General features: G+C 71.4%; 25 protein-coding genes and 1 pseudogene. 15 read left to right on the forward strand and 11 right to left on the reverse strand.

Annotation, left to right across the window (positions count from 1 at the left end):
* Nucleotides 1-19 precede the first annotated feature (19 nt).
* Nucleotides 20-634 (reverse strand): annotated as a pseudogene (locus Q0P88_RS08720) (DUF817 family protein).
* 108 nt (nucleotides 635-742) lie between these two features.
* On the opposite strand from Q0P88_RS08720, the gene Q0P88_RS08725 reads away from it, so the two are divergent.
* The 7 genes from Q0P88_RS08725 to Q0P88_RS08755 are packed head-to-tail and all read left to right on the forward strand — an operon-like array spanning nucleotide 743 to nucleotide 8,112.
* Nucleotides 743-1,447 (forward strand): NrtR DNA-binding winged helix domain-containing protein, encoded by a 705-nt coding sequence (locus tag Q0P88_RS08725; RefSeq protein WP_295013156.1) that lies wholly within the window; start codon nucleotides 743-745, stop codon nucleotides 1,445-1,447.
* Complete coding sequence (gene nadA / locus Q0P88_RS08730; RefSeq protein WP_295013158.1) at nucleotides 1,444-2,745, forward strand: quinolinate synthase NadA; 1,302 nt, start codon at nucleotides 1,444-1,446, stop codon at nucleotides 2,743-2,745. The genes Q0P88_RS08725 and nadA overlap by 4 nt, the downstream gene beginning before the upstream one ends.
* The gene (gene nadB, locus Q0P88_RS08735; protein WP_295013160.1) at nucleotides 2,745-4,370 is read left to right on the forward strand and encodes an L-aspartate oxidase; all 1,626 of its coding nucleotides are present in this window, start codon (nucleotides 2,745-2,747) and stop codon (nucleotides 4,368-4,370) included. Before nadA ends, nadB begins: the two co-directional genes overlap by 1 nt.
* On the forward strand, nucleotides 4,367-5,218 hold the full coding sequence (gene nadC, locus Q0P88_RS08740) for a carboxylating nicotinate-nucleotide diphosphorylase (protein WP_295013162.1): 852 nt from the start codon (nucleotides 4,367-4,369) through the stop codon (nucleotides 5,216-5,218). Before nadB ends, nadC begins: the two co-directional genes overlap by 4 nt.
* A 10-nt stretch (nucleotides 5,219-5,228) precedes the next feature.
* The gene (locus tag Q0P88_RS08745) at nucleotides 5,229-6,359 is read left to right on the forward strand and encodes a cysteine desulfurase family protein (RefSeq protein WP_295013218.1); all 1,131 of its coding nucleotides are present in this window, start codon (nucleotides 5,229-5,231) and stop codon (nucleotides 6,357-6,359) included.
* A 9-nt stretch (nucleotides 6,360-6,368) separates the two neighbouring features.
* Nucleotides 6,369-7,310, forward strand: coding sequence for a glycosyltransferase family 2 protein (locus Q0P88_RS08750; protein WP_295013164.1), 942 nt, complete (start codon nucleotides 6,369-6,371; stop codon nucleotides 7,308-7,310).
* Nucleotides 7,311-7,338: 28 nt separating this feature from the next.
* The gene (locus Q0P88_RS08755; RefSeq protein WP_295013166.1) at nucleotides 7,339-8,112 is read left to right on the forward strand and encodes an SDR family NAD(P)-dependent oxidoreductase; all 774 of its coding nucleotides are present in this window, start codon (nucleotides 7,339-7,341) and stop codon (nucleotides 8,110-8,112) included.
* Nucleotides 8,113-8,122: 10 nt separating this feature from the next.
* Here Q0P88_RS08755 and Q0P88_RS08760 read toward each other — a convergent pair whose 3' ends face one another.
* Complete coding sequence (locus Q0P88_RS08760) at nucleotides 8,123-10,006, reverse strand: ABC transporter ATP-binding protein (protein WP_295013220.1); 1,884 nt, start codon at nucleotides 10,004-10,006, stop codon at nucleotides 8,123-8,125.
* A 181-nt stretch (nucleotides 10,007-10,187) separates the two neighbouring features.
* On the opposite strand from Q0P88_RS08760, the gene Q0P88_RS08765 reads away from it, so the two are divergent.
* A complete protein-coding gene (locus Q0P88_RS08765) occupies nucleotides 10,188-11,663 on the forward strand; it encodes an MDR family MFS transporter (RefSeq protein ID WP_295013168.1) in 1,476 nt (491 codons plus the stop codon).
* Nucleotides 11,664-11,703: 40 nt separating this feature from the next.
* Here the strand turns inward: Q0P88_RS08765 and Q0P88_RS08770 are convergent, their stop codons facing one another.
* Complete coding sequence (locus Q0P88_RS08770) at nucleotides 11,704-11,883, reverse strand: hypothetical protein (protein ID WP_295013170.1); 180 nt, start codon at nucleotides 11,881-11,883, stop codon at nucleotides 11,704-11,706.
* Nucleotides 11,884-12,168: 285 nt separating this feature from the next.
* Here Q0P88_RS08770 and Q0P88_RS08775 point away from each other — a divergent pair, with 285 nt between their 5' ends.
* Both Q0P88_RS08775 and Q0P88_RS08780 read left to right on the forward strand, forming a co-directional pair.
* Nucleotides 12,169-12,468, forward strand: a complete 300-nt coding sequence (locus Q0P88_RS08775; protein ID WP_295013172.1) for a Fe-S cluster assembly protein HesB — start codon at nucleotides 12,169-12,171, stop codon at nucleotides 12,466-12,468.
* A gap of 98 nt (nucleotides 12,469-12,566) precedes the next feature.
* Nucleotides 12,567-13,148 (forward strand): 1-acyl-sn-glycerol-3-phosphate acyltransferase, encoded by a 582-nt coding sequence (locus tag Q0P88_RS08780; RefSeq protein ID WP_295013174.1) that lies wholly within the window; start codon nucleotides 12,567-12,569, stop codon nucleotides 13,146-13,148.
* 3 nt (nucleotides 13,149-13,151) lie between these two features.
* Here the strand turns inward: Q0P88_RS08780 and Q0P88_RS08785 are convergent, their stop codons facing one another.
* Genes Q0P88_RS08785 through Q0P88_RS08795 form a run of 3 tightly spaced genes read right to left on the reverse strand, consistent with a single transcriptional unit; the run spans nucleotide 13,152 to nucleotide 15,261 of the window.
* Nucleotides 13,152-13,796, reverse strand: coding sequence for a DUF1345 domain-containing protein (locus Q0P88_RS08785; RefSeq protein ID WP_295013176.1), 645 nt, complete (start codon nucleotides 13,794-13,796; stop codon nucleotides 13,152-13,154).
* Between the two features lie 25 nt (nucleotides 13,797-13,821).
* A complete protein-coding gene (locus Q0P88_RS08790) occupies nucleotides 13,822-14,634 on the reverse strand; it encodes a DNA-formamidopyrimidine glycosylase family protein (RefSeq protein ID WP_295013177.1) in 813 nt (270 codons plus the stop codon).
* A 51-nt stretch (nucleotides 14,635-14,685) separates the two neighbouring features.
* The gene (locus tag Q0P88_RS08795; protein ID WP_295013179.1) at nucleotides 14,686-15,261 is read right to left on the reverse strand and encodes an alpha/beta fold hydrolase; all 576 of its coding nucleotides are present in this window, start codon (nucleotides 15,259-15,261) and stop codon (nucleotides 14,686-14,688) included.
* Between the two features lie 79 nt (nucleotides 15,262-15,340).
* Here Q0P88_RS08795 and Q0P88_RS08800 point away from each other — a divergent pair, with 79 nt between their 5' ends.
* The gene (locus tag Q0P88_RS08800) at nucleotides 15,341-15,778 is read left to right on the forward strand and encodes a VOC family protein (RefSeq protein WP_295013181.1); all 438 of its coding nucleotides are present in this window, start codon (nucleotides 15,341-15,343) and stop codon (nucleotides 15,776-15,778) included.
* A 58-nt stretch (nucleotides 15,779-15,836) separates the two neighbouring features.
* Nucleotides 15,837-16,220, forward strand: a complete 384-nt coding sequence (locus Q0P88_RS08805; RefSeq protein ID WP_295013183.1) for a VOC family protein — start codon at nucleotides 15,837-15,839, stop codon at nucleotides 16,218-16,220.
* 7 nt (nucleotides 16,221-16,227) lie between these two features.
* Here the strand turns inward: Q0P88_RS08805 and Q0P88_RS08810 are convergent, their stop codons facing one another.
* Nucleotides 16,228-16,839 (reverse strand): LON peptidase substrate-binding domain-containing protein, encoded by a 612-nt coding sequence (locus Q0P88_RS08810; protein WP_295013184.1) that lies wholly within the window; start codon nucleotides 16,837-16,839, stop codon nucleotides 16,228-16,230.
* Between the two features lie 35 nt (nucleotides 16,840-16,874).
* On the opposite strand from Q0P88_RS08810, the gene Q0P88_RS08815 reads away from it, so the two are divergent.
* Nucleotides 16,875-17,372 carry a DUF427 domain-containing protein gene (locus Q0P88_RS08815; RefSeq protein ID WP_295013186.1) on the forward strand — a complete coding sequence of 166 codons (498 nt, stop codon included), beginning with the start codon at nucleotides 16,875-16,877 and terminating at the stop codon, nucleotides 17,370-17,372.
* 18 nt (nucleotides 17,373-17,390) lie between these two features.
* Here Q0P88_RS08815 and ychF read toward each other — a convergent pair whose 3' ends face one another.
* The gene (gene ychF / locus Q0P88_RS08820; protein ID WP_295013188.1) at nucleotides 17,391-18,464 is read right to left on the reverse strand and encodes a redox-regulated ATPase YchF; all 1,074 of its coding nucleotides are present in this window, start codon (nucleotides 18,462-18,464) and stop codon (nucleotides 17,391-17,393) included.
* Between the two features lie 31 nt (nucleotides 18,465-18,495).
* A complete protein-coding gene (locus tag Q0P88_RS08825; protein WP_295013191.1) occupies nucleotides 18,496-19,236 on the reverse strand; it encodes a class I SAM-dependent methyltransferase in 741 nt (246 codons plus the stop codon).
* A gap of 80 nt (nucleotides 19,237-19,316) precedes the next feature.
* Between Q0P88_RS08825 and Q0P88_RS08830 the strand changes: the two genes are divergently transcribed.
* Both Q0P88_RS08830 and Q0P88_RS08835 read left to right on the forward strand, forming a co-directional pair.
* On the forward strand, nucleotides 19,317-19,916 hold the full coding sequence (locus Q0P88_RS08830; protein WP_295013193.1) for a 3'-5' exonuclease: 600 nt from the start codon (nucleotides 19,317-19,319) through the stop codon (nucleotides 19,914-19,916).
* Between the two features lie 79 nt (nucleotides 19,917-19,995).
* Nucleotides 19,996-21,357 (forward strand): DNA recombination protein RmuC, encoded by a 1,362-nt coding sequence (locus tag Q0P88_RS08835; protein WP_295013195.1) that lies wholly within the window; start codon nucleotides 19,996-19,998, stop codon nucleotides 21,355-21,357.
* On the opposite strand, the gene Q0P88_RS08840 is transcribed toward Q0P88_RS08835, so the two are convergent.
* Together Q0P88_RS08840 and glpX are read right to left on the reverse strand one after the other, a co-directional pair.
* Complete coding sequence (locus Q0P88_RS08840; RefSeq protein ID WP_295013196.1) at nucleotides 21,332-21,544, reverse strand: UDP-N-acetylmuramyl pentapeptide phosphotransferase; 213 nt, start codon at nucleotides 21,542-21,544, stop codon at nucleotides 21,332-21,334. The genes Q0P88_RS08835 and Q0P88_RS08840 overlap by 26 nt on opposite strands.
* Before the next feature lie 140 nt (nucleotides 21,545-21,684).
* Nucleotides 21,685-22,677 (reverse strand): class II fructose-bisphosphatase, encoded by a 993-nt coding sequence (gene glpX / locus Q0P88_RS08845; protein ID WP_295013199.1) that lies wholly within the window; start codon nucleotides 22,675-22,677, stop codon nucleotides 21,685-21,687.
* Nucleotides 22,678-22,826 lie beyond the last annotated feature (149 nt).

Consider the following 22,826-nt stretch of genomic DNA (forward strand, 5'->3'; position numbering starts at 1 on the left):
TCGGCCACGTGTTCGATTGTCAGCGCCATCCTAGCGCGCCGCGGACCCGGTCACCCCTCTCCCTGCGGCGGAGGTCCGCGGCGAGCGTGGCGGGGACACGAGCGTCACGAGCACCACGGAGATGATCATCAGCAGGAACCAGCTGGAGACCTTCGACGGGGAGACCGGCTGCCAGGCGGCGACGCCACACCCGTGCGTGCATGGTCGTGGGGAGCCAGAGCACGACGACCAGCAACGGGACGGCGCCGATCCGCAGGATCCCGTCCCCCGCGTACGCCCAGGATCCGACATCGGTCTTGAACAGCTCCATCGCCGTCCCCGTCACGTGGAACAGCACGATCACTCATACTTCCCTCCCGGACTCCAGCCCGGCGAGCAGCATCCCGGCCTGGATCGCGAGCGCCACGACGGTGAGCACGTCGTTGCGGGAGAGCCCTGCGTCCGCGGGGATCAGGGTCCGCACCAGCACGATCGCCAGCAGCAGGAGCGCACCGAACACGCAGGCCCAGGCCTGTTTCGCGAGGAAGACGGCGCACTCGACGGCGAACCCTCGGAGGCCCGCGGACGGTGCCCCGGCGAGGATCCGCCGCGCCCGGCGATCGATCCTCGCTTCGAGACGCGTCGGCTGCTGCATCACCCGACGCTGCGTGCCGCCTCGTCCGCGCGCCTGGGAGATCGCCGTCACAGGGGCGCGCTTCGAGTCATCGTGACTATAAGATGGGTCCCGGAGGTTAAAGTCGCTATGACCAGAAGCACGTCGGTCGAGTCCGGGATCCGGGTCGCGGTCTCGACGGTGATCCTCACGCTGCGGCGGGACGACACGGGCGACGCCCGGCTCGCCCTGCCTCTCGTGCTGCGCACGAGGGACCCGCACCGCGGCGAGTGGGCGCTTCCGGGCGGATGGCTCGACGAGTCGGAGGGGCTCTCCTCCGCCGCGGCGCGCACGCTCGCGGAGACGACGGGACTCGCACCGAGCTACCTCGAACAGCTCTACGCGTTCGGCGCCGTCGACCGCTCGCCCAGCCGGGTGGTCTCCGTCGTCTACTGGGCGCTGGTCCGCGCGGAGGACGCGACCGCCGCGATCGCCCAGGAGAACGTCCGCTGGTTCGACGCCGACGATCTCCCGCCGCTGGCCTTCGACCATGCGCGCATCGTCGAGTACGCGCTCTGGCGCCTGCGCAACAAGGTCGGCTACAGCCGGGTCGCCCAGGGCTTCCTCCCGCCCGAGTTCACCCTCGCCGATCTGCGCGAGGCGTACGAGGCGATCCTCGGCCGCCGCCTGGATCCGGCGAACTTCCGCCGCCAGGTCGACGCGACCCGCAGCCTGATCCCCACGAACGCCTTCCGGACCGGGAGCCACCGCCCGGCCCGGCTCTACCGCGATGCCACCGATGTCGAGCTCGCCGACCGCGGCCCGCTCTCACCCGAGGAGACGAGAACGTCATGACCACGCCCCTGCACGCCCCGGTCGATCCCTCCGTCGACCACGCCCTGCGTCTCATCGTCGCCGGAGCCTCGACCGAATCGACCTGCTCGACCGAACTGGCTGCCGGGCCGTGGCACTTCGACGCGCTCGAGGGCTACGGCCCCGGATCCTCGATGGGCGATGTGATCCCGACCGGCTCGCCCCGCCAGGGCGAGCTGCCCGTCGCGTACCGCGAGGCGGACGAGGCGGAGCTGCACGAGCGGATCCGCGCGGCGAAGCGGACTCTCGGCGACCGCGTCGTCGTGCTCGGCCACTTCTACCAGCGCGACGAGGTCGTGCAGCACGCCGACTACGTGGGCGACTCGTTCCAGCTCGCCGGCTTCGCCAAGAAGCACCCGGAGGCCGAGGCGATCGTGTTCTGCGGGGTGCACTTCATGGCGGAGACGGCCGACCTGCTCTCGGGGGCGGACCAGGCCGTGATCCTGCCGAACCTCGCCGCCGGCTGCTCGATGGCCGACATGGCCGACATCGACCAGGTGGAGGACTGCTGGGAGCAGCTCGCGGACGTGCTCGGCCCCCTGGACGAGCCGGACGCCGACGGGCGCGTCCCCGTGATCCCGGTCACCTACATGAACTCCTCGGCAGCGATCAAGGGCTTCGTCGGTCGTCACGGCGGCATCGTCTGCACCTCCTCGAACGCGCGGACCGTGCTGGAGTGGACCTTCGCCCGCGGGCGGCGCGTGCTCTTCTTCCCGGATCAGCACCTCGGCCGCAACACCGCCAAGGCGATGGGAGTGACGCTCGACGAGATGCCGCTGTGGAACCCCCGGCAGGCGCTCGGCGGATCCGCCCCCGCCGACCTGCAGGACGCCCGCGTCATCCTCTGGCACGGCTTCTGCTCCGTGCACCGCCGGTTCACGGTCACGCAGATCGACCAGGCACGGGCCGAGCATCCCGGGGTCCGCGTGATCGTGCACCCGGAGTGCCCCATGGAGGTCGTCGACGCCGCGGACGAGGCGGGATCGACCGACTACATCCGCAAGGCCATCGACGCCGCGACCGAGCCCACGACCTTCGCGATCGGCACGGAGATCAACCTCGTCCGCCGTCTGGCCGCGCAGTACCCGCAGCACGAGATCTTCTGCCTGGACCCCGTGGTCTGCCCCTGTTCGACGATGTACCGGATCCATCCCGGGTATCTCGCGTGGGTCCTGGAGGAGCTCGTGGCCGGTCGCACGCCGAACAGGATCACGGTGAGCACCGACGTGGCGGATCCCGCCCGTGTCGCGCTGGAGCGCATGCTGGCGGCGAGGCCCTGATGGATCGCCGGCTCGACGTCCTCGTCGTGGGCGGCGGCATCGCGGGGCTCACCGCCGCCCTGCACGCGCACGAGGCCGGACACGCCGTGCAGGTGCTCGTGAAGGAGCGGCTCGGCGACGGGGCGACCGCGCTGGCGCAGGGCGGGGTGGCGGGCGTCTACGGCGACGGGGACTCCCCCGCGGCGCACGCCGCGGACACCCTCCGGGCGGGATCGGGGCTGTCGGATCCCGCCGTCGTGGACGTGCTCGTGCGCGACGCGCCGGCACGGGTCGCCGAGCTCGTCGCCCGCGGTGTTCCGTTCGACCGCTCCCCCGACGGCACGCTGCGCCGCGGCCTGGAGGCGGCGCACTCCGCGGCCCGGATCGCCCACGCCGGCGGGGACGCGACCGGCGCGGCGATCTCTGCGGCCCTGTCGGACCGCGTGCGCGAAGCCGGGATCCGGATCCGGGAGCAGGTCGTCCTCGTCGATCTGCTCGTCCTGGACGGCGTCGTGCGCGGCGTGCGCGTTCTCGACCGCGGCCGCATCACGGATCTGCCGGCCGATGCCGTCGTCCTCGCGACCGGCGGCGCGGGCCTGCTGTTCGCGCACACGACAGCCCCCGCGGTGTGCACCGGCGACGGGATCGCCGCCGCGCTGCGGGCCGGTGCCGCCGTCGCCGACCTGGAGTTCGTGCAGTTCCACCCGACCGTGCTCGCGGCGCCGGGTCCCGCGTTCCTCATCTCCGAGGCCGTGCGTGGAGAGGGCGCCGTGCTGATCGACGACGACGGGCGGCGCTTCGCGTTCGACGCCCATCCGGACGGCGAGCTCGCCCCGCGCGACGTCGTGGCGCGCGCCATCGTCCGCCGGGCCGCCGCGCAGGGGTCTCCCGTGCGGCTCGACGCCACGTCGCTCGGAGCGGCCCGCCTCGCCCGGCGGTTCCCGACGATCGACCGGGTCACCCGAGGGCGCGGATTCGACTGGGCGCGCGAACCCCTCCCCGTGACTCCTGCCGCGCACTACCTCATGGGCGGGATCGTCACCGATGCCGACGGCCGCACGACGCTTCCCGGGCTCTTCGCGGTCGGGGAATGCGCCCGCACCGGGGTGCATGGCGCGAACCGGCTCGCCTCGAACTCGCTGCTGGAAGGAGCGGTGTTCGGCGCGCGCGCGGCGGCGGCCCTCGGCACCGAGCCGGCGGACCGACGATCCCCGATCCGCCCCGACGCCGGGTCGGCCGATCCGGAGCCGGCGTGGGACGGTCCCGACGCCGCGACGACCGGGCTCGACCTGGAGCCGCCGACCGTGGTGCCCCGCGCGACACCGTTCGCCCGTGAGGCGCTGCAGCAGCTCATGTGGGACCTGGTGGGGCCGCTGCGCGCCCCGGACGGGCTCGCCCTTGCCCTCGCGACGGTCCGTCGCTGGCGCACAACGCAGGAGTTCCCGCCGCGTCCGGGGTCGGGATGCCTTGCCGATGCCGTTTCTCCTGCGTCCTGCCCGGACGGCGAGCCGATGACGACCCGCGCCTCGATCGAGGACCGCAATCTGATCGAAGTCGCCGAGGCCATGATCCGCGCTGCGCTCGCGCGGCCGAGCTCGGTCGGCGCCCACCACCTCGAAGCCCCCGCCCTGATCGGAGCCCGATGATCACCCCCGCCGTCCTGAACCGCGTCGTCGCCGCCGCCCTCGAGGAGGACGCTCCCTGGGGCGACCTCACCAGCACGGCGCTGCTGCCGGCCGACGCCGCGGCGACCGCCGACCTCGTCGCACGCGAGCCCGGGGTGCTGGCAGGAGGCGACGTGTTCTCCGCCGCGTTCGCACTCACGGATCCGACGATCGTGGTGGACCTGCACGTGGCCGACGGCGACGCCTTCGACGCCGGCGACGTGCTCGCCAGCGTCACCGGACCCGCCCGGAGCCTGCTCACGGCGGAGCGGGTCGCACTGAACTTCACACAGCGCCTGAGCGGCATCGCCACGCTCACCGCCGCCTACGTCGCCGCGGTCGCGGGCACGGGCGTCCGCATCGTCGACACCCGCAAGACGACGCCGGGGCTGCGCGCGTTCGAGCGCCACGCGGTCGTCGCGGGCGGCGGCAGGAACCACCGCTTCTCGCTCTCCGATGCCGTGATGGCCAAGGACAACCACCTCGCCGTCCTCACGCGCGGCGGTGCCGACCTCGCCTCGGCGCTCCGCGCCGGCCTCGCGACCCTGCCGCACACGACGCACGTCGTCGTCGAGGTCGACCGCGTGGATCAGATCCCCGCGGTGCTCGCAGGAGGGGCGGACACGGTGCTGCTCGACAACTTCTCGCTGCCCGACCTGCGCGAAGCCGTCGCGCTGATCGGCGGATCCGCGACCGTCGAGGCCTCCGGCGGGGTGAGCCTCGCCACGGTCCGCGGCATCGCGGAGACGGGGGTCGACGTGATCTCCGTCGGCGCGCTCACCCACTCCGCCCGCGCCCTGGATCTGGGCCTCGACCTGCGGATCGACTGACGTGTCCGGCCTGCTCTACCTGGACCACGCCGCGACCTCCCCGATCCGGCCCGAGGCCCTCGAGGCGATGGCCCCGTCCCTCACCCGGGACTTCGGCAACCCGTCGAGCCATCACACGGTCGGAGAGGCCGCGGCCTACGCCCTCGACGACGCGAGGGCCCGGGTCGCCCGCGTGCTCGGGTTCCGCGCCGGCGACGTCGTCTTCACCGCGGGCGGCACGGAGGCGGACAACCTGGCGGTGAAGGGGATCGTGCTGGCGGCGCTCGCCCGGGGGCGCTCGCACGTCGTCACGACGCCCATCGAGCACGAGGCGATCCTCGAATCGGTCGCCTATCTGGGCCGCTTCCACGACGTGACGGCGACCCTCGTGCCGACCGACGCGCACGGTCGCGTGGATCCCGCCGCCATCGCCGCGGCGCTCCGTCCGGAGACGGCGCTCGTCGCAGTGGGCCATGCGAACAACGAGATCGGCACAGTCCAGGACGTGCCGGGGATCGTCGCCGCCGCGCAGGGAGTGCCCGTGCACGTCGACGCCGTGCAGTCCGCGGGCTGGCTGGACGTGTCCGGCCTCGGCGCCGACTCCCTCGCGATCGCCGGCCACAAGCTCGGCGCGCCGAAGGGGATCGGTGCGCTCGCCGTCCGCGGGCGCGTCCCGCTCGAACCGCTGCTGCATGGGGGCGGTCAGGAGCGCGGTCGGCGTTCCGGCACCGAGAACGTGGCGGGTGCGGTCGCGCTCGCGACCGCGCTCGAACTCGCCGACGGGGAGCGCGTGGCGGTCGCGGAACGCGTGGGCGCACAGACCGCACGGCTCATCGCCGCGGTCCTCGCCGCGGTGCCCCGCGCGGCGCTCACGGGCGATCCGATCCATCGCCTCCCCGGGACGGCCGGCTTCACGTTCGACGGCGTCTCGGGCGAGGCCGTGCTGCTCGAGCTCGAACGCCGCGGCGTCGTGTCGTCGAGCGGCTCCGCCTGCGCGGCGGGGAGCGACGAGCCGTCCCACGTCCTTCTCGCGTGCGGCGTGCCGCCCGGGCTGGCGCAGACCTCGGTCCGGCTCACCCTGGGCCGCCAGGGTCTTCCCGGCGACGGACCGGAGCGGCTGGCCGCGCTCGTGGCCGCGTCCGTCGCCGCGGTGACCTCCTAGACTGAGCGGGTGCCTGCGCCGATCGCCACGGTCATCGTCCCCGGACGCGACATCGCCGCCTTCGCGCCCGCCGCTCTCTACTCGCTGCGCGCGCAGACCGAGCCCCGCTGGCGGGCCCTCCTCGTCGACGACGGATCCGAGGACGCGACAGGGCGGATCTTCGACGCCGCCGCGGCGGGCGACTCCCGCTTCGTCGTGGTGCACCACGATCGCCCGAAAGGGTTGGGCGCGGCGCGTAACACGGCGCTCCCCCTGGTGGACACGCCGTTCGTCGGCTTCCTGGACGGCGACGACGAGTTCGCCCCCACGGCGCTGGCCCGGCTGACGGAGACGCTCACCGAAACGGGAAGCGACTTCGTGGCGGCCGCCTACGTCCGCTCGCGCTGGGACGGGAACGCCTATGCGACGGGCAGGATCCAGCCCTGGGTCGCGGCGGCGACCGACCCCGCGCGCCTCGGCACGACGATCTTCGCCCATCCCGCAGCCTCGGCGAACATCGTCGCCTGGTCGAAGCTGAGCCGCACCGACTTCTGGCGGCACCGTCGCTTCCCGGAGTCGGTCGCCTACGAGGACCAGATGGTCGCACAGCAGATGTACGTCGCGGCGCGGGCGTTCGACGTGATCCCCGACCCCGTCGTGCGCTGGCGCGTGCGGGCCGACGGATCCTCCCTCACCCAGAGCAAGGACCGCCTTCCGGTCCTCCGCGACTACCTCACCGCCCTGCGCGGCGGGATCGCCGTGCTGCACGAGGCCGGTGCGTCGGCTGCGGTGACCGCTAGGCTCGGACTCATCCTCTCGATGGACCTGCCGCCGATCCAGGAGATCGCCGACACCCACCCCGACCCCGCCTACGCCGCGGAGGTCAGGGCGTTCCTCGCCTCGCTGCAGAGCCTGCCCGAGTTCGTCGACGCCCGCGCCGATCCCACCCTCGCCGCCGCCCTCCGCTGGTGAGCGACGGGGCCGCTCCCCAGGACGATCCATGACCTCGTATCTCTCCGACCTGTTCTCGCTCGACGGCCGCACCGCCGTCGTCACCGGCGGCAGCTCCGGCATCGGCCGGGGCATCGCCGCCGCGCTCGCCCGCGCGGGCGCGGCGACCGTGATCGTCGCCCGCGGCGCCGACCGCATCGACCGGACCGTCCAGGAGCTGACCGACACGGGCTGCCGCGCGGCCGGCGTGGTCGGCGATCTCGGGACCCGCGACGGGATCCGTGCGGCCGCGGAGGAGGCCGTCGTGCCGTTCGGCGAGCCGGACATCCTCGTCAACTCCGCCGGGATCAACATCCGCCCGCCGTTCGCGGACATCACCGAGGACGACTGGGACGCGACGATGACGGTGAACGCGCTCGCCCCGTTCCTGCTCGGGCAGCGCTATGCACCGGGCATGGCGGAGCGCGGGTACGGGCGTCTCATCCACATCAGCTCGCAGCAGGCGCACCGCGCGTTCGTCGGCAGCGGGATCTACGGCGTCTCCAAGGGCGCGGTGGAGTCGCTCATGCGCTCGGAGGCCGAGGCGTGGGGGCCGCACGGCGTGACCAGCAACACCCTCGTGCCGGGGTTCGTCCTGACGCCGCTGAACGCGCGGCTGCAGGAGGATCCCGCGCAGATCGCGGCGCTCGCCGCGCGCACCATGATCGGTCGCAACGGCCTGCCGGGCGACTTCGCCGGTGCCGCGGTGTTCCTCGCGAGTGCCGGCTCCTCGTTCGTCACGGGGCACTCGCTGTTCGTCGACGGCGGGCTCAGCGTGCACTGAGGCCGCCCGGTCACGCCGAGCGGAGGTCGTCGTCGATCCGGGCCGCGGCCACCTGCTGCGCGGCGAGGTCGGCGTACAGGCCACCCTGTGCGAGCAGTGCGGAGTGCGTACCCGATTCGACGATGCGTCCCTCCTCGACGACGTGGATCACGTCGGCGCCGATGACCGTCGAGAGCCGATGCGCGATCGTCAGCGTCGTACGCCCCTTCGCCGCCTCGTCGAGCGCCTCCTGCACGACGCGTTCCGACACCGTGTCGAGAGCCGAGGTCGCCTCGTCCAGGAGCAGCACGGGCGGATCCTTGAGGAGCACGCGCGCGATCGCGATCCGCTGCTTCTCGCCCCCGGAGAGCCGGTAGCCCCGCTCCCCTACGACCGTGTCGTAGCCGTGCTCGAACCCGGCGATCACGTGGTGGATGTTGGCAGCCGTGCATGCCGCGACGAGCTCGGCGTCGGTGGCGTCCGGTTTGGCGTAGAGCAGGTTCTCGCGGATGGTCGCATGGAAGAGGTACGTCTCCTGGGACACGATCCCGATCTGCTCGATGATCGAGTCCTGCGTGAGCGCGCGCACGTCCGCTCCGTCGAAGAGAACGGTCCCGGAGGTCGCCTCGTAGAGCCGGGGGGCGAGGTAGAGGATCGTCGTCTTTCCGGCACCGGACGGACCGACGAAGGCCACGTGCTCGCCGGGTTCGGCGACGAACGAGACGCCCTGGAGGGTGTCGCGGCCGGAGCCCGTCGCATCCGGATATCGGAAGCGCACATCGCGGAACTCGAGCCGGCCGCGCGGACCCGGGGCGGCGGCAGCGGGCAGCGCCCCCGGAGCGTCGGCGATCTCCGGCACGAGATCGAGGTACTCGAAGATGCGCGCGAACAGGGCCTGCGACGTCTGCACTTCGAGCGCGACGCGCATGAGCCCGATGAGGGGCATCAGCAGCCGGGCCTGCACCGTCGTGAAGGCGACGATCGCGCCCGCGGTGATGGATCCCGTGCCCCCCGCGACGAGGAAGCCCGCGACGAGGTAGATGATCGCGGGGACGCTCGACATGATGACGGAGACGACGGCGAAGAAGCCCTGGCCGCTCATCGCGGTGCGCACCTGCAGGCGGATCTGCGTGCGGTTCTGCGCCTGATAGCGCTCCGACTCCGCCCCCTGCCGGTTGAAGGACTTCGACAGCAGGATCCCCGACACGCTCAGGGTCTCCTGCGTGATCGCGGTGAGCTCGCTCAGGGACTCCTGCGTCTGCGCGGCGATCCGCGCCCTGACCTGCCCCACGCGGCGCTGGACGAGGACGAGGATCGGCATGACGCAGACGGCGATGAGGGTGAGCCGCCAGTCGAGCAGGATCATCGCGACGAGCGACGCGATGACCGTGACCGCGTTGCCGAGGATGCTCGTCACGGTGCTCGTGAGCACCCCGGAGACCGCGCCGACGTCGTTCTGGATCCGCGACTGGATCACGCCGGTCTTGGTGCGGGTGAAGAAGCCGAGCTCCATCGACTGCAAGTGCTCGAACAGCCGCACGCGCAGGTCGCCCGTGACGTTGTTGCCGACCGTGGAGGTGAACCAGGTCTGCAGCACGCCGAGGCCCGCCGAGACGAGGTACAGCACGATCATCGTGGTCACGAGTCCCACGAGCAGGCCGAGCTGCGGGCCGCCGCTCTTCGGGAACAGGGCGTCGTCGAACACGTGGCGCACGAGCAGCGGCGGGACCACGCCGAGGGCGGCGCCGAGGACGACGAGCAGCATGGTCACGACGATCCGTGCGCGGTACGGCCGGAAGAGCGCGATCACCCTGCGGCCCAGGTCCTCGATCTTTGGCGCCGCGGCGTTGGCCCGACGCTGCGCGTCCTCGTCGATCGGTCGCATGCCGCCGCGCGGTCCGACCCTGCCCATCATGCTCATCGGTGCCAGCGTACGACGACCGGGGCCCGGTCGGTCGCCACGGGCGCGGTCCCGGATCGCGCCGAGAAGCCCGGCACCCGTATCGGGAATTCGATGTCCGACCCTATGGTTAGCCTGAACACGCGGCGCTCCGCCCACGCTCCGCATTCCCTTCTCTTCCCTCCTGGAGGCCCGCATGTCCGCCGTCGACACCGGATCCGTGCCCGCCCGCGGATCGTCGCTCATTCCCCGCCGCGACATGGCGGTGATCTGGGTGCTCCTCGTGGCCGCCTTCGTCGCCATCCTCAACGAGACGACGATGAGCATGGCGATCCCGCACCTCATCGACGACCTGCACATCACCCCCATCGCGGCCCAGTGGGTCACCAGCGCGTTCATGCTGACGATGGCGGTCGTCATCCCGATCACAGGCTTCCTGCTCCGACGCTTCACGACCCGGCAGATGTTCCTCGGAGCGCTCACCCTGTTCTCCGCGGGCACGCTCATCGCGGCCCTCGCGCCCGGGCTCGAGGTGCTGCTCGTCGCGCGCGTCGTCCAGGCCTCCGGCACGGCGATCATGATGCCGCTGCTCATGACCACGCTGATGAGCCTCGTTCCTCCCGCGACCCGCGGGCGCATGATGGGCCGGGTCAGCATCGTCATCTCGCTCGCCCCTGCGATCGGTCCGACGCTCTCGGGCTTCCTGCTGGACCACTTCGGCTGGCGGTCCATCTTCGTCGTGGTGCTTCCGATCGCCCTGATCGCGATGGCCATCGGCTGGCGCTGGCTCACGAACGTCGGAGAGCTGTCGCACGCGCCGCTGGACGTCCTCTCCGTGATCCTGTCCGCGTTCGGGTTCGGAGGCCTGGTCTTCGGCCTCAGCCAGATCGGCGCGCTCGCCGGGAGCGGCGGATCCCCGCTGTCGATGATCCTCGCCCTCGTGGTCGGGGTGCTCGGTCTCGCCGCGTTCCTGTGGCGTCAGGCGCACCTGCAGCGCTCGGACGAGGCCCTGCTCGATCTGCGCGTCTTCCGCTCCCGCGACTTCACCCTCGCGATGGTGCAGATGTTCCTGCTGTCGCTCGCGTTCTTCGGCGCCCTCACGGTGATCCCGCTGTACCTGCAGAAGGCGCTCGGTCTGGAGACCACGGATGCCGGACTCGTCGTGCTCCCCGGCGCCCTCGCGATGGGCCTGCTCGGACCGGTCATCGGGCGGATCTACGACGCCCGCGGGACCCGGGTCCTCCTCGTGCCCGGATCGATCCTCACGGCCGCGACGCTCTGGTTCTACACGGGCCTGACGACGACCACGCCCGTCTGGGTGGTGCTCGTCGCCCAGACGCTGCTGTCGACCGGACTGGCGCTCTCGTTCACGCCGCTCTTCACGGCGTCCCTCGCCTCGCTGACGCCCCGGTTCTACTCCTACGGCAGTGCCGTGATCGGCACCGTGCAGCAGGTCGCGGGTGCGGCCGGCATCGCCGTCATGATCGCCGTGTTCACTCTCATCGTGAACGCGGGAGGCGGCACGGAGGTGCCGGAGGCGGTCGCCGCGGGATCACGGGCCACCTTCGTCATCGGCGCGGTCGTCGCGACCGTGACCGTGATCGGCTCGTTCTTCATCCGCAAGCCCGCGGATCAGCCGGCCGAGGAGGATGCGGTCCCCGCCATGCACTGAGCGCGAGGTTGGCCTCAGCCGTTTGTGCGGGGGGTTCGCCTCAGTCCTTCGTGACGGGGAGGCGGCAGACGCCGCCGATGCACAGGCCGGCGCCGTCGCCATCGGTCAGCGTCAGGGAGGTCAGCCCCGGGAGGGGAACGAGGGGCTCGGGGGCCGCAGAAGCGTGGTCCTGATCGGCGTCCGCGGGCGTCTGCTGCGCATGCTCGGCTGCAGTGGTCATGCCTCGATGCTACGCCGGTGCGGGCGCGTCGGGGCCGGTGCGAGCGCGACGGGCCGGATGGTTCGTGGCTCCGGGGGTCCCTCCGCTCGCTGGTGAGGCCCGCGGTGTCCTCCGCGGGGGCGAGCGTCGCGGAGTCCTCCACGAGCGTTTCGCCGCGCCCAGGTGGGAGAACCCTCCGAATCCGGCCGGACCCGCGTGCCGGGGTTGAGACCTTCGCGCCGAGCGGGAATCGTTGCCCGGACATGTCGCAGCCGCGTCATGTCCGCAACCGGAAAGGAGCGCTTCATGCTCACCCTGACCGACAACGCCACCGCTCTGGTCACCACCCTCGTCCGTCGTCGCACCGACGCGGAGAGCGCGGGTCTGCGCATCCACACGTCCGAGTCCCACGGCCCGGCCGGCGAGCCCCGCCTCGCCGCCGACGTGGTCGTCTCCCCCGAGGCGGACGACAAGGTCGTCGATCTTCCCGGCGCCCCCGTCTTCCTGGAGGGAGAGGCGGCGATCGTCCTCGACGACAAGGTCCTGGACGCGAACGTCGACGAGGAGGGCGCCGTCTCCTTCTCGCTGCTCCCCCAGACGGCCTGAGTGAGGCTTCCGCCGAGGGCGTCCGCCGGTCCGGTGGGCGCCCTCGGCGTCTGCGGACCATGCCGCCGCGGGAATGCGACGCCACCTACGGTTGTCGCATGGTGAAGTCACTCATCGCCCGAGCGTTCTGGGCCTGCAGCCGCTGGAGGCTCGTCGGAGGACCGGCCCCCGAGCGGCCGAGCGTGCTGATCGGCGCCCCGCACACCTCCAACTGGGACTTCGTCCTGATGCTCGCGATCGCGTGGCGGAACCGGATCGACGTGCACTGGCTCGGCAAGAAAAGTCTCTTCCGGGGATGGCGCGGCCCGCTCATGCGCCGCCTCGGCGGAATCCCCGTCGACCGATCGGATCCGAGCCGCGTGGTGGACGAGGTGATCGCGAGGATCGACGCGGGCGCGGTCTTCGGCCTCGTCGTCACGCCGGACGGCACGCGCGGCGGCAACGACCACTGGAAGTCCGGCTTCTACCGGATCGCGCGGGCGACGGGACTGCCGGTGACCCTCGGCTACGTGGATCGCACCACGATGACCACCGGCCTCGGACCCACCTTCGCTCTCACCGGGGACGTGCATGCCGACATGCAACGGCTCCGCGCGTTCTACGCCGATAAGGCGGGCGTCCGGCCGGAACGCCGCACCGAGCCGCGGCTGCGCGAGGAGCTCTCCGCCCTCGGCGTCTGAGCTTCAGCCCAGTCCCGTGACGAGGTTGATGATCGTTCCGAGGATCAACGCCCCGAAGACATAGGCGATCGCGGTCTGCGCGATCACGATCCGCCGGATCGCGTTGCGCGTCACGTTGGTGTCGGCCACCTGATAGGTCATGCCGAGGCCGATCGAGAAGTAGATGAAGTCGGTGTACTCCGGGTCCTGCTTCTGGTTGAAGACGATCCCCTCGGCGCCCGAATCGTCGTAGTAGAGACGGGCGTAGCGGAGCATGTAGTCGGTCTGGATGAGCCCCCACGAGGCGGCGACGCTGAGCACGGCGATGCCTGCGAGGGCGAACTCGGTCCAGCCGTGCGCGTGCCTGGCTTGCAGCACGACGACGAGCACCGCGGCCACGCTCGCGAAGCTCCCTGTCACGGCGATCAGCCGGGCCCACCGCCGTCCCGGGTCCTCCTCCGTCGCGTGCGCACGGGTCTGCGCGGCGTCCATCGGCCACGCGACGAGGAGGATCCACACCGTGCCGACGAGCGCGAGCGAGCCCCATCCGGCGAGCAGCCCCGCCGCGACGCCGAGCAACGGTGCGATCACGAGCCCGACCGCGACGCCGACGAGGAGACCGACGAGCGCGCGCACCCGCCAGCGGTGGCGGAGGGGAAGGCTGCTCACCCGCTCAGGCTAGCCGGTGGCGCGGTCAGGGCATCGACGGCACCGTCTGACACACCGGGCAGTACTGCGCAGAGGCTCCGCCGAACACGTGATCGGCGACCTCCGCGCCGCAGACCGGGCACGGCTGTCCGCCCCGCCCGTGCACCGTCATCGCCGCGACCTTGGCCGCCTTGAGGTCGGCGGGTCGGAGGCCGCGTCGCTCCGCCGCGGCCTGCCGCATCGTGTCGATCAGCGCCGCGAAGAGCCGGTCGCGATCCTCGGATGCGAGCAGGGACGCGTGCGTGGCGGGGGCGATCCGCGCCCGGTGCAGGATCTCATCCGAATAGGCGTTGCCGATCCCGGCGAGGGACGCCTGTTCCTGGAGGAGCGCCTTGATCTGCTTGCGGCGCGCTCCGAGCACCCGTTCGAGGTCTTCGCGGGAGAAGTCCTCGGCCAGCGGATCGGGGCCGAGGGCGGCCACGCCGGCCACGTCGGTCGGAGCGTCGACGACCCAGACCGCGACCGCGAGGAATTCGCCGCGCTCGACGATCTCGAAGCCGGTTCCGTCGTCGAGCACGACATGCGCGACCGGCAGCGCGCCGGTATCGGGCTCGCCGTCGATGCGGATCCAGCCGTTGCGTCCGAAGCTGACGACCAACCACCCGGCATCGGTGGCGATCCCCGCGTATTTCCCGAAACGGCGCACCTCGGCGATCTGCGCGCCGTCGAGCGTCTGCGGCGGGCGATCGCGGGTCTTCACGATCCGGTGGTCGACGTGGTCGATCGCACGGAACGCGCGGCCGATCCCCCGCTCGCCGAGGAACTCGACGAGCGCCTGGACCTCGGGCGCCTCGGGCATGGACTCATCCTGCCACCGGCCGCCGACATCCGCGGCGGCCCCCTGCGGAGCTCAGTCCCAGGCGAGGTAGTCCTCGATCGCGAACGCGGTGTCGACCGGATCGCTGACCGGGAACAGGTGGCCCCCGCCTTCGATCGTCACGATGCTGGTGCGCTCCGGTGCGGCGTCGCGCAGCCTCTCGCCGTTGACCGGCGGCATCACGTCGTCCTCGGAGCCCTGGACGATCAGCACGGGGACCGCCGGAGCCAGCGGGACGTCCACGTCCTCGACCCCGAGCAGCAGCACTCCGAGCGCGCGGTCCGTGCGCTTCGCCGAGAGCGCCCGGGCGACGGTGCCGCCCACTCCGTGGCCGCCGATCCAGCTCGCTCCGATGCCGACGTGGTCCATCACGTCGCTCGCGTCGTCGACGCGCTGCTGCAGCGAAACGGTCTCGTCCGAGCCGGCGCGGGATCCGATCCGCAGCACGCGGATGCCCTCGCCCGCGAGAATGTGCGCGACGGATCCGAGCGCCCCGCCCTCCAGGCCGCGACCGGGGATCAGCACCAGAGCGGGTCCGTCGCCCTCGGACATCTCGTCGACGTACGGGATTGCGCGGCCATCGGGCTCGAAGATGCTGTTCTGAGTCACCGGGCCATCGTATCGAGTCCGCCTGTCCGTCCTCCTTGCAGGCCTCTGCGGTCGGACGCGGGCTGTCTAATATGGCGGCATGACGGTGCGCATGGACAACATCGGAATCGTGGTCGAGGACCTGGACGCGGCGATCGCGTTCTTCGGCGAACTGGGCCTCGAGCTCGAGGGCCGCATGGACGTCGACGGCCCCTGGGCGGGAGCGGTGACCGGCCTCGGAGATCAGCGCGTCGAGGTCGCGATGATGCGCACCCCGGACGGGCACGGCGCCGTGGAGCTCTCCCGCTTCCGTGAGCCGGACGTGATCGAGGACCACCGCGCCGCGCCCGTGAACGCCCTCGGGTATCTGCGGGTCATGTTCGAGGTCGACGATCTGGACGACACTCTCGCCCGCATCTCGGCGATCGGCGCCACCCTCGTCAGCTCGGAAGTCGTGGACTACGAGGGCGTCTATCGCCTGTGCTACGTCCGCGGACCGGAGGGGATCCTCGTCGGGCTCGCACAGTCGCTGCGCTGACGGGGGTCATTCTCCGTCGTCCGTTGTCTGCGCGCGGGAGGGCGCCTAGCGTGAGGGCATGCGAGTCCAGCGCGTCGTGCCCCTGCTGACGGTCGACGATCTCCCCCGTGTCGTGCACGCCTACCGCGCCCTCACCGGTCTGGAGGTGGTCATGGATCACGGTTGGATCGTCACCCTCGCAGACAGCGATGGGGCGCACCAACTCTCGCTGATGACGGCGGATGCGACCGCGCCTGTCGAGCCGACCGTCTCGATCTTCGTCGACGACGTGCACGAGGCGTTGTCGAACGTGGAAGCCGCTGGAATGGAGATCGTGCACCCGCTCACCGACGAGCCGTGGGGCGTAACGCGATTCTTCGTCCAGGACGACGCCGGGAACGTCCTCAACGTCGGGATGCATACGGACGCCCTCGAGGTGAGGCTGCGCGACCCCGAGCGGTGACCGGCGGTCAGACGTCGCCGTCTGCGGCCCAGAGCTGCTCGGCCTCCAGCGTCAGATCGATCATCCGACGCAGGAGATCTCCCATCGACGTCGCTCTCACCAGGGTGTACCGGTCGTACTCGCCCAGCGGCGCGATGGCTGCGAGCTGCCACGCGGCTTCGACAGGATCGTCCGACAGTTCGACCGGCGCGTCCTCCTGTGGTTCCGCGACGCGGGCGGCGGCTCGTCGTACGACCGCTTCGGCCTGGGTCCGCAGAGGCTCCAGCGTCGCGGACCACACCAGCTCGGGCAGCATCGAGAGCTCGGCCCGGGGGTACGGATCGTCGTCGAGCCATCGCTCGACCGTGAACCGCCCGGTCCCCACGCCGACGATGAGCAGGTCGTCGGCGCCCGCGGCGACTCTCACGAGGCGCGCCAGCGTCCCGACCCCGGCCCGCTGGTCGCCGCCACCGGCCTCGGAGCCGCGCTCGATGAGGACGACCCCGAACTCGAACCCCGGTTCGTCCTCGTCGAGCAGCCGCCCGAGCATCGTCAGGTAACGCGGCTCGAACACCCGCAGCACGATGGGCACGTGGGGGAACAGCACGGATCCGAGGGGGAACATCGGTGAAGCGGCCATGCCCCAGTGAAGCACCGCGGACGTAGAGTGAACAGGTGCCAAGACCGCGCCCCGAGGTACTCGGACCAGGCCAGGAGTCCGTGTGGGACTACCCCAGGCCGCCGCGCGTCGAGTCCGTCGCCGGACCCGTGACGATCCGTCTCGGAGGTCGCCTCATCGCGGAGAGCCGCGACGCCGTCCGTGTGCTGGAGACCAGCCATCCGCCGGTCTACTACATTCCGATGGCCGACTTCGCGGAGGGCGCGCTGGTCGACGCCGCAGGTTCGTCGTTCTGCGAGTTCAAGGGCACCGCACGATACCTCGACGTCCGCGGCGGCGACGAGGTGCGATCGGCCGCCGCGTGGAACTATCCGCACCCGTCGCCCGGATTCGAGAGCCTGAGGGATCGCGTCGCCGTGTACGCCCAGCAGATGGACGCGTGCACGGTGGACGGCGAGGTCGTCACGCCGCAGCCCGGACGCTTCTACGGAGGGTGGATCACGAGCGCGGTCGTGGGGCCCTTCAAGGGTGCACCAGGATCCCTGGGCTGGTGAGCAGCGCGGCGCGTGCCCTCAGTTGTTGAAGCGGAACTCCACCACGTCGCCGTCCTGCATGACGTAGTCCTTGCCCTCCAGGCGGGCCTTGCCCTTGGCGCGGGCCTCGACGACGGAGCCGGTCTCGACGAGGTCGTCGAACGAGATGACCTCCGCCTTGATGAAGCCCTTCTCGAAGTCGGTGTGGATCACACCGGCGGCCTGAGGCGCCTTCCAGCCCTTGCCGATCGTCCAGGCACGCGCCTCCTTGGGTCCGGCCGTGAGGTAGGTCTGCAGTCCGAGGGTGTCGAAGCCGATCCGGGCGAGCTGGTCCAGGCCCGACTCGTCCTGACCGGTCGAGGCGAGCAGCTCCGCGGCGTCCTCAGGATCCAGGTCGATGAGCTCCGACTCGATCTTCGCGTCGAGGAAGATCGCCTGCGCGGGCGCCACGAGCGCGGCGAGCTCGGCCTTGCGCGCGGCGTCGGTCAGGACCGACTCGTCGACGTTGAAGACGAAGATGACCGGCTTGGCGGTGAGCAGCCCGAGCTCCTTGATCGGCGCGAGCTCGATGCCGCTCGTGGACAGGAGCTGACCCCGTTCGAGCGCGTCCTTGGCCGCCGTCGCAGTCTCCAGGACGACCGGATCCGTCTTCTTGCCGCGCACCTCCTTCTCGAACCGCACGACGGCCTTCTCCAGCGTCTGCAGGTCGGCGAGCATGAGCTCGGCGTTGATCGTCTCCAGGTCGTTCTTCGGATCGATCGCGCCCTCGACGTGCACGACGTCGTCGTCGGCGAAACCGCGCACGACCTGGGCGATCGCGTCGGCCTCGCGGATGTTCGCGAGGAACTGGTTGCCGAGCCCCTCGCCCTCGCTCGCGCCGCGGACGATGCCGGCGATGTCCACGAACGACACGGTCGCCGGCAGGATCCGCTCACTGGCGAAGATCCCCGCGAGCACGCCGAGGCGGGCATCGGGCAGGTTGACCACGCCGACGTTCGGCTCGATCGTCGCGAACGGATAGTTCGCCGCGAGCACGTCGTTCTTGGTCAGGGCGTTGAAGAGGGTGGACTTGCCGACGTTGGGCAGTCCGACGATTCCGATGGTGAGAGCCACGGAGGTCGAGTCTACCGGGGCCGCCGCAGGCTCAGGATCCGCGGACCGCGCGGAACGCGGCGGTGACGTAGGGCAGGTCGATCGTCCGCCCCTCCGCGAGCCCGAGGTCGTCGAAGAGCGCATCCATCTCCCGGGCGATCCGCTGCTTCTCCTCCTCGGCGGCCGTGATGACGTAGCTGCGCGAGCGCGCCATCGCGTGCAGCTGCTCCCGGGTCATGGGACGACTCCACTCCCCGCGCCACCGTTCGAGCACGCCGAAGGGATCCGCGACCCGGACGCCGTCCTCGGCGATCATCTCCTCCGCGGCGCTGCCGTGCATGATCGCGGTGAGCCGGCGCACCCACTCGACGCGGTCGTCGCGCACGTTCCAGATGAGGCCCAGCACACCGCCGGGGCGGACCACCCGGCCGATCTCCCGGGAGGCGCGCACCGGATCCACCCAGTGCCAGGCCTGACCGAGCACCGCGGCGTCGGCGACCGCGTCGCCGAGCGGCAGGCCCTCTGCGGTGCCTTCGAGCACGGGCACGCCGGGAGTGTTCTCCTGCAACGTCGCGAGCATCTGCGGATCCGGGTCGACCGCGACGACATCCGTCCCGCCGAGCGCGAGCACCGCCCGGGTCAGCTTCCCGGTTCCCGCGCCGATGTCGACCACGGCGCGGGTCCCCTTCGCGAGAGGCTCCAGGAGCCAGGCGACCGCATCGGCGGGATACTCCGGGCGCCCCTTCTCGTAGCTGCCGCTCTCCGCCCCGAAACTCGTCGCACGCTGCGTCATCCCGCCAGCCTACGCGCGGGATCGGACACGCCCCGGCGCGCCTGGATCGTGGAATGCTCCGCAGGACGGAGGGTGGAGTCGTGCCCCTGGACTTCACCGCGATCGACTTCGAGACGGCGAACTCCTCCCCCGCCTCCGCGTGCTCGGTCGGCCTCGTCCGCGTCCGGGACGGCGCGGTCGTCGCGCAGACGGGCTGGCTCATCCGCCCACCGGCCGGGCACGACGAGTTCCAGGAGTGGAACGTGCGCATCCACGGGATCCGCGCGCACGAGGTCGCGGGCGCCGACGGCTGGATCGATCAGCTCGACCGCCTGTGCGCCTTCGCCGGAGCGGACGTGCTCGTGGCGCACAACGCGGGTTTCGATCTGAACGTCATCCGCCGTGCATGCGAGGTCACCGAGGCGCCGACGCCGCCGTACCGATCGCTGTGCAGTCTGAGTGTGGCGCGCAAGGTCTACGACCTCGATTCCTACAAGCTCCCCCGCGCCGCGGCTGCGGCGGGCTTCGGCGCCTTCCCGCATCACGACGCGCTGGCGGATGCGCGCGCCTGTGCCCAGATCGTGATCGACGCCGCCCGGCGCACCGCGTCGAGGACCGTCCACGGTCTCGCCGAGGCCATCGGCGTGCGCATCGCGGACCCGCTGGGACCGTCCGCCGCGAAGGTGCGCACGGCGGCCTGACCGCCGGGTCTCCACCCCCGTCCCGTGCGCTCGCGCGCGGGATCCCGCCGATGTCGGTGGCCCGGCGCAGGATGAGGGAATGGATCCGATCGCACTCCTCCTCGCCGTCGTCGCCCTCGGCGCCGGTCTCTGCCTGGGCTGGTACTTCGGTCGCATGCGCGGTGCGACGGATCTCGCCCGTGCCGACGCCGAGCTGCGTGCCGTCCGGGAGGACCGCGACCGCCAGAACGACCTTTACCGGGACGCCGTCGAGCACTCCCGCCGCACGCAGAGCGAGGCCGCGGACCGGACACGACAGGAGAACGCGGTGCTCACCGCGCTGGCACCGGTGCGCGAGAGCCTGCATCGGATGCAGCAGACGGTCACCGTGCTGGAGCGTGAACGTCAGGCCCAGTTCGGTCAACTCAGCGAGCAGTTGCGCCGCACGGAGGAGAACGGCGAGGCGCTGCGCTCCACCACCGCGTCCCTCGCGGGCGCCCTGCGCTCCACCGCGGCGCGCGGGATGTGGGGCGAGACCCAGCTGCGCCGCGTCGTCGAGGCGGCGGGGCTCACCCGCCACGTCGACTTCGATCTGCAGACGACGATCCGCTCGGATACCGGCCACGGCCGTCCTGACATGGTGATCCGGCTCGCGGGCGGAGCGTCGATCGCGGTCGACGCGAAAGCGCCGCTCGATGCGTTCCTCACCGCCGGCGCGCTCGACGACGACGATCCGCAACGGCGTTCACTGATCCAGCAGCATGTCAAGGCGGTGCGAGCGCACGTCGATGCCCTGGCGAAGAAGGCGTACTGGTCGGGTCTGGACGTGGCGCCGGAGTTCGTGATCTGCTTCCTGCCCAGCGAGTCCCTGCTGTCCGCGGCACTCGACGAGGACCCGACGCTGCTGGACTATGCCTTCGGCAAGCGCGTGGCCCTCGCGACTCCGGTCAACCTGTGGGCCGTGCTGAAGACGGTCGCCTACACCTGGAAGCAGCAGGAGCTGTCCGCGGAGGCCGCAGTCCTCCTCGATCTCGGCACCCAGCTGTACGACCGCCTCGGCGTGCTCGCGGGCCACGCGGACGATCTGCGGAAGGCTCTCGAGCGCACGGTCGACAGCTACAACCGCTTCGCCGGCTCGCTCGAAAGCCGCGTGCTCGTCACCGCACGACGCTTCCCCGGAATCGACGCGGATGCGCTCCCCGCGCCGCCGAGCATCACCTCGGCGACCCGCCGCTACACGGCGGACGAGCTGGTGCCTCCGGCGCACGACCCGAGCACCCCGGCAGCCGACTCGACGGGGTCGGACGAGAACCCGTCGCGCGAGGGAACGGACCCGGTCGGAGGCGGGAAGACGTCGATCCAGGCGGATCTGGGCGATCTCCGCACACGGATCGGCACGGGGTCATCGACCTCCGAATCGCACCACGACGATGCCGTCAGGCGCTCCCCGGAACCCCGCTGAGCAGGAAGACGACGATGCCGGAGAAGAGGACGAAGGCACCTACCATCCACCAGGCGCTCACCTCGTGACCCTCTTCGCGACGCACGCGGAACAAGACGTCGGGGCGACGCGCGGCGTCCATCTCCACCACCGTCACCGAACCGGTGTCGGTGACCGTCTCATGCCGGTAGATGTTCTCCGAAGCCATTGCGAAAACCCCTCCTGCTTCGCGCCGAAGGTTCCGACGCACGCCGAACGGCGCACCTCCATTGTGCCAGGCGTCGCCGAGAAGGACCGGAATGCGACCAGGTCGTTATGGTGGCCGGCGTCAGAGCATGGCTCCCGGCGTCAGAGCCACTTGGAGACGAGGTGCTCCGAGGCGATCCTGCGCAGCGTGCCAGACGCACTGCGCAGCACGACGCTCTCGGTGTAGAGGTAGTCGCCTTCGCGTCGCACACCCGCGACGAGCTGTCCGTCGGTCACACCGGTCGCCACGAAGATCGTGTTGTTCCCGCTGACCAGGTCGTCCGCTTCGTAGACCTTGTCCATGTCGAGGCCCGCGTCGATCCCGCGCTGACGCTCATCGTCGTCGCGCGGCCAGAGCCGGCCCTGGATGTGACCGCCGAGGGCCTTGATCGCACAGGCGGTGACGATCCCCTCGGGGCTGCCGCCCACACCCACGCACATGTCGGTGCGCGCGCCGTGCCGGGCGGCGTTGATCCCGCCCGCCACATCGCCGTCGCTCATCAGGCGCGTTCCGGCGCCCGCCTCGCGGATGTCGGCGATGAGCTGCTCGTGCCGAGGACGGTTCAGCACCGAGACGACGATCTCCTCGACCGGCTTGCCCAGCGCCGCGGCCAGGCGACGGATGTTCTCGCCGATCGGCAGGCGGATGTCGACGACGCCCACGCCGGCCGGACCGGTGACGAGCTTGTCCATGTAGAACACGCTCGACGCGTCGAGCATCGTGCCACGGTCGGAGACGGCGATCACCGAGAGCGCGTTCTGACGTCCCGCGGCGGTCAGAGACGTACCATCGATCGGGTCCACCGCGATGTCGCACTGCGGCCCCGTTCCCGTTCCGCTGCCGACGTGCTCGCCGTTGAAGAGCATCGGGGCGTTGTCCTTCTCGCCCTCACCGATCACGACCCGTCCGTCGAAGTCGACCGTGCCGAGGAAGGCGCGCATCGCGTCGACCGCGGCGCCGTCCGCGGCCTCCTTCGCGCCCCGCCCGATGAACGGCACCGCGCGGATCGCCGCAGCCTCGGTCGCGCGGACGAGCTCCAGCGCGAGGTTGCGGTCGGGACGAAGGGGGCTGAGATCGGCCGTGAGACTCACCATGATGCCCAGCGTAGAGGTGGGCGCGTTACGGATCCGTGGATTTCCGCCCCTCGGAGGCGAAAGATCCGCGGTTCTTCACCGAGCGGAAGATCCAGCCCTGCGGCGGCCTCGTCATGCGCTCGGAATCGGCGATCCTGCGGCGATAGAGT

Origin of the sequence: uncultured Microbacterium sp. (genome assembly GCF_945952435.1) — a bacterium.
Classification (GTDB): domain Bacteria; phylum Actinomycetota; class Actinomycetes; order Actinomycetales; family Microbacteriaceae; genus Microbacterium.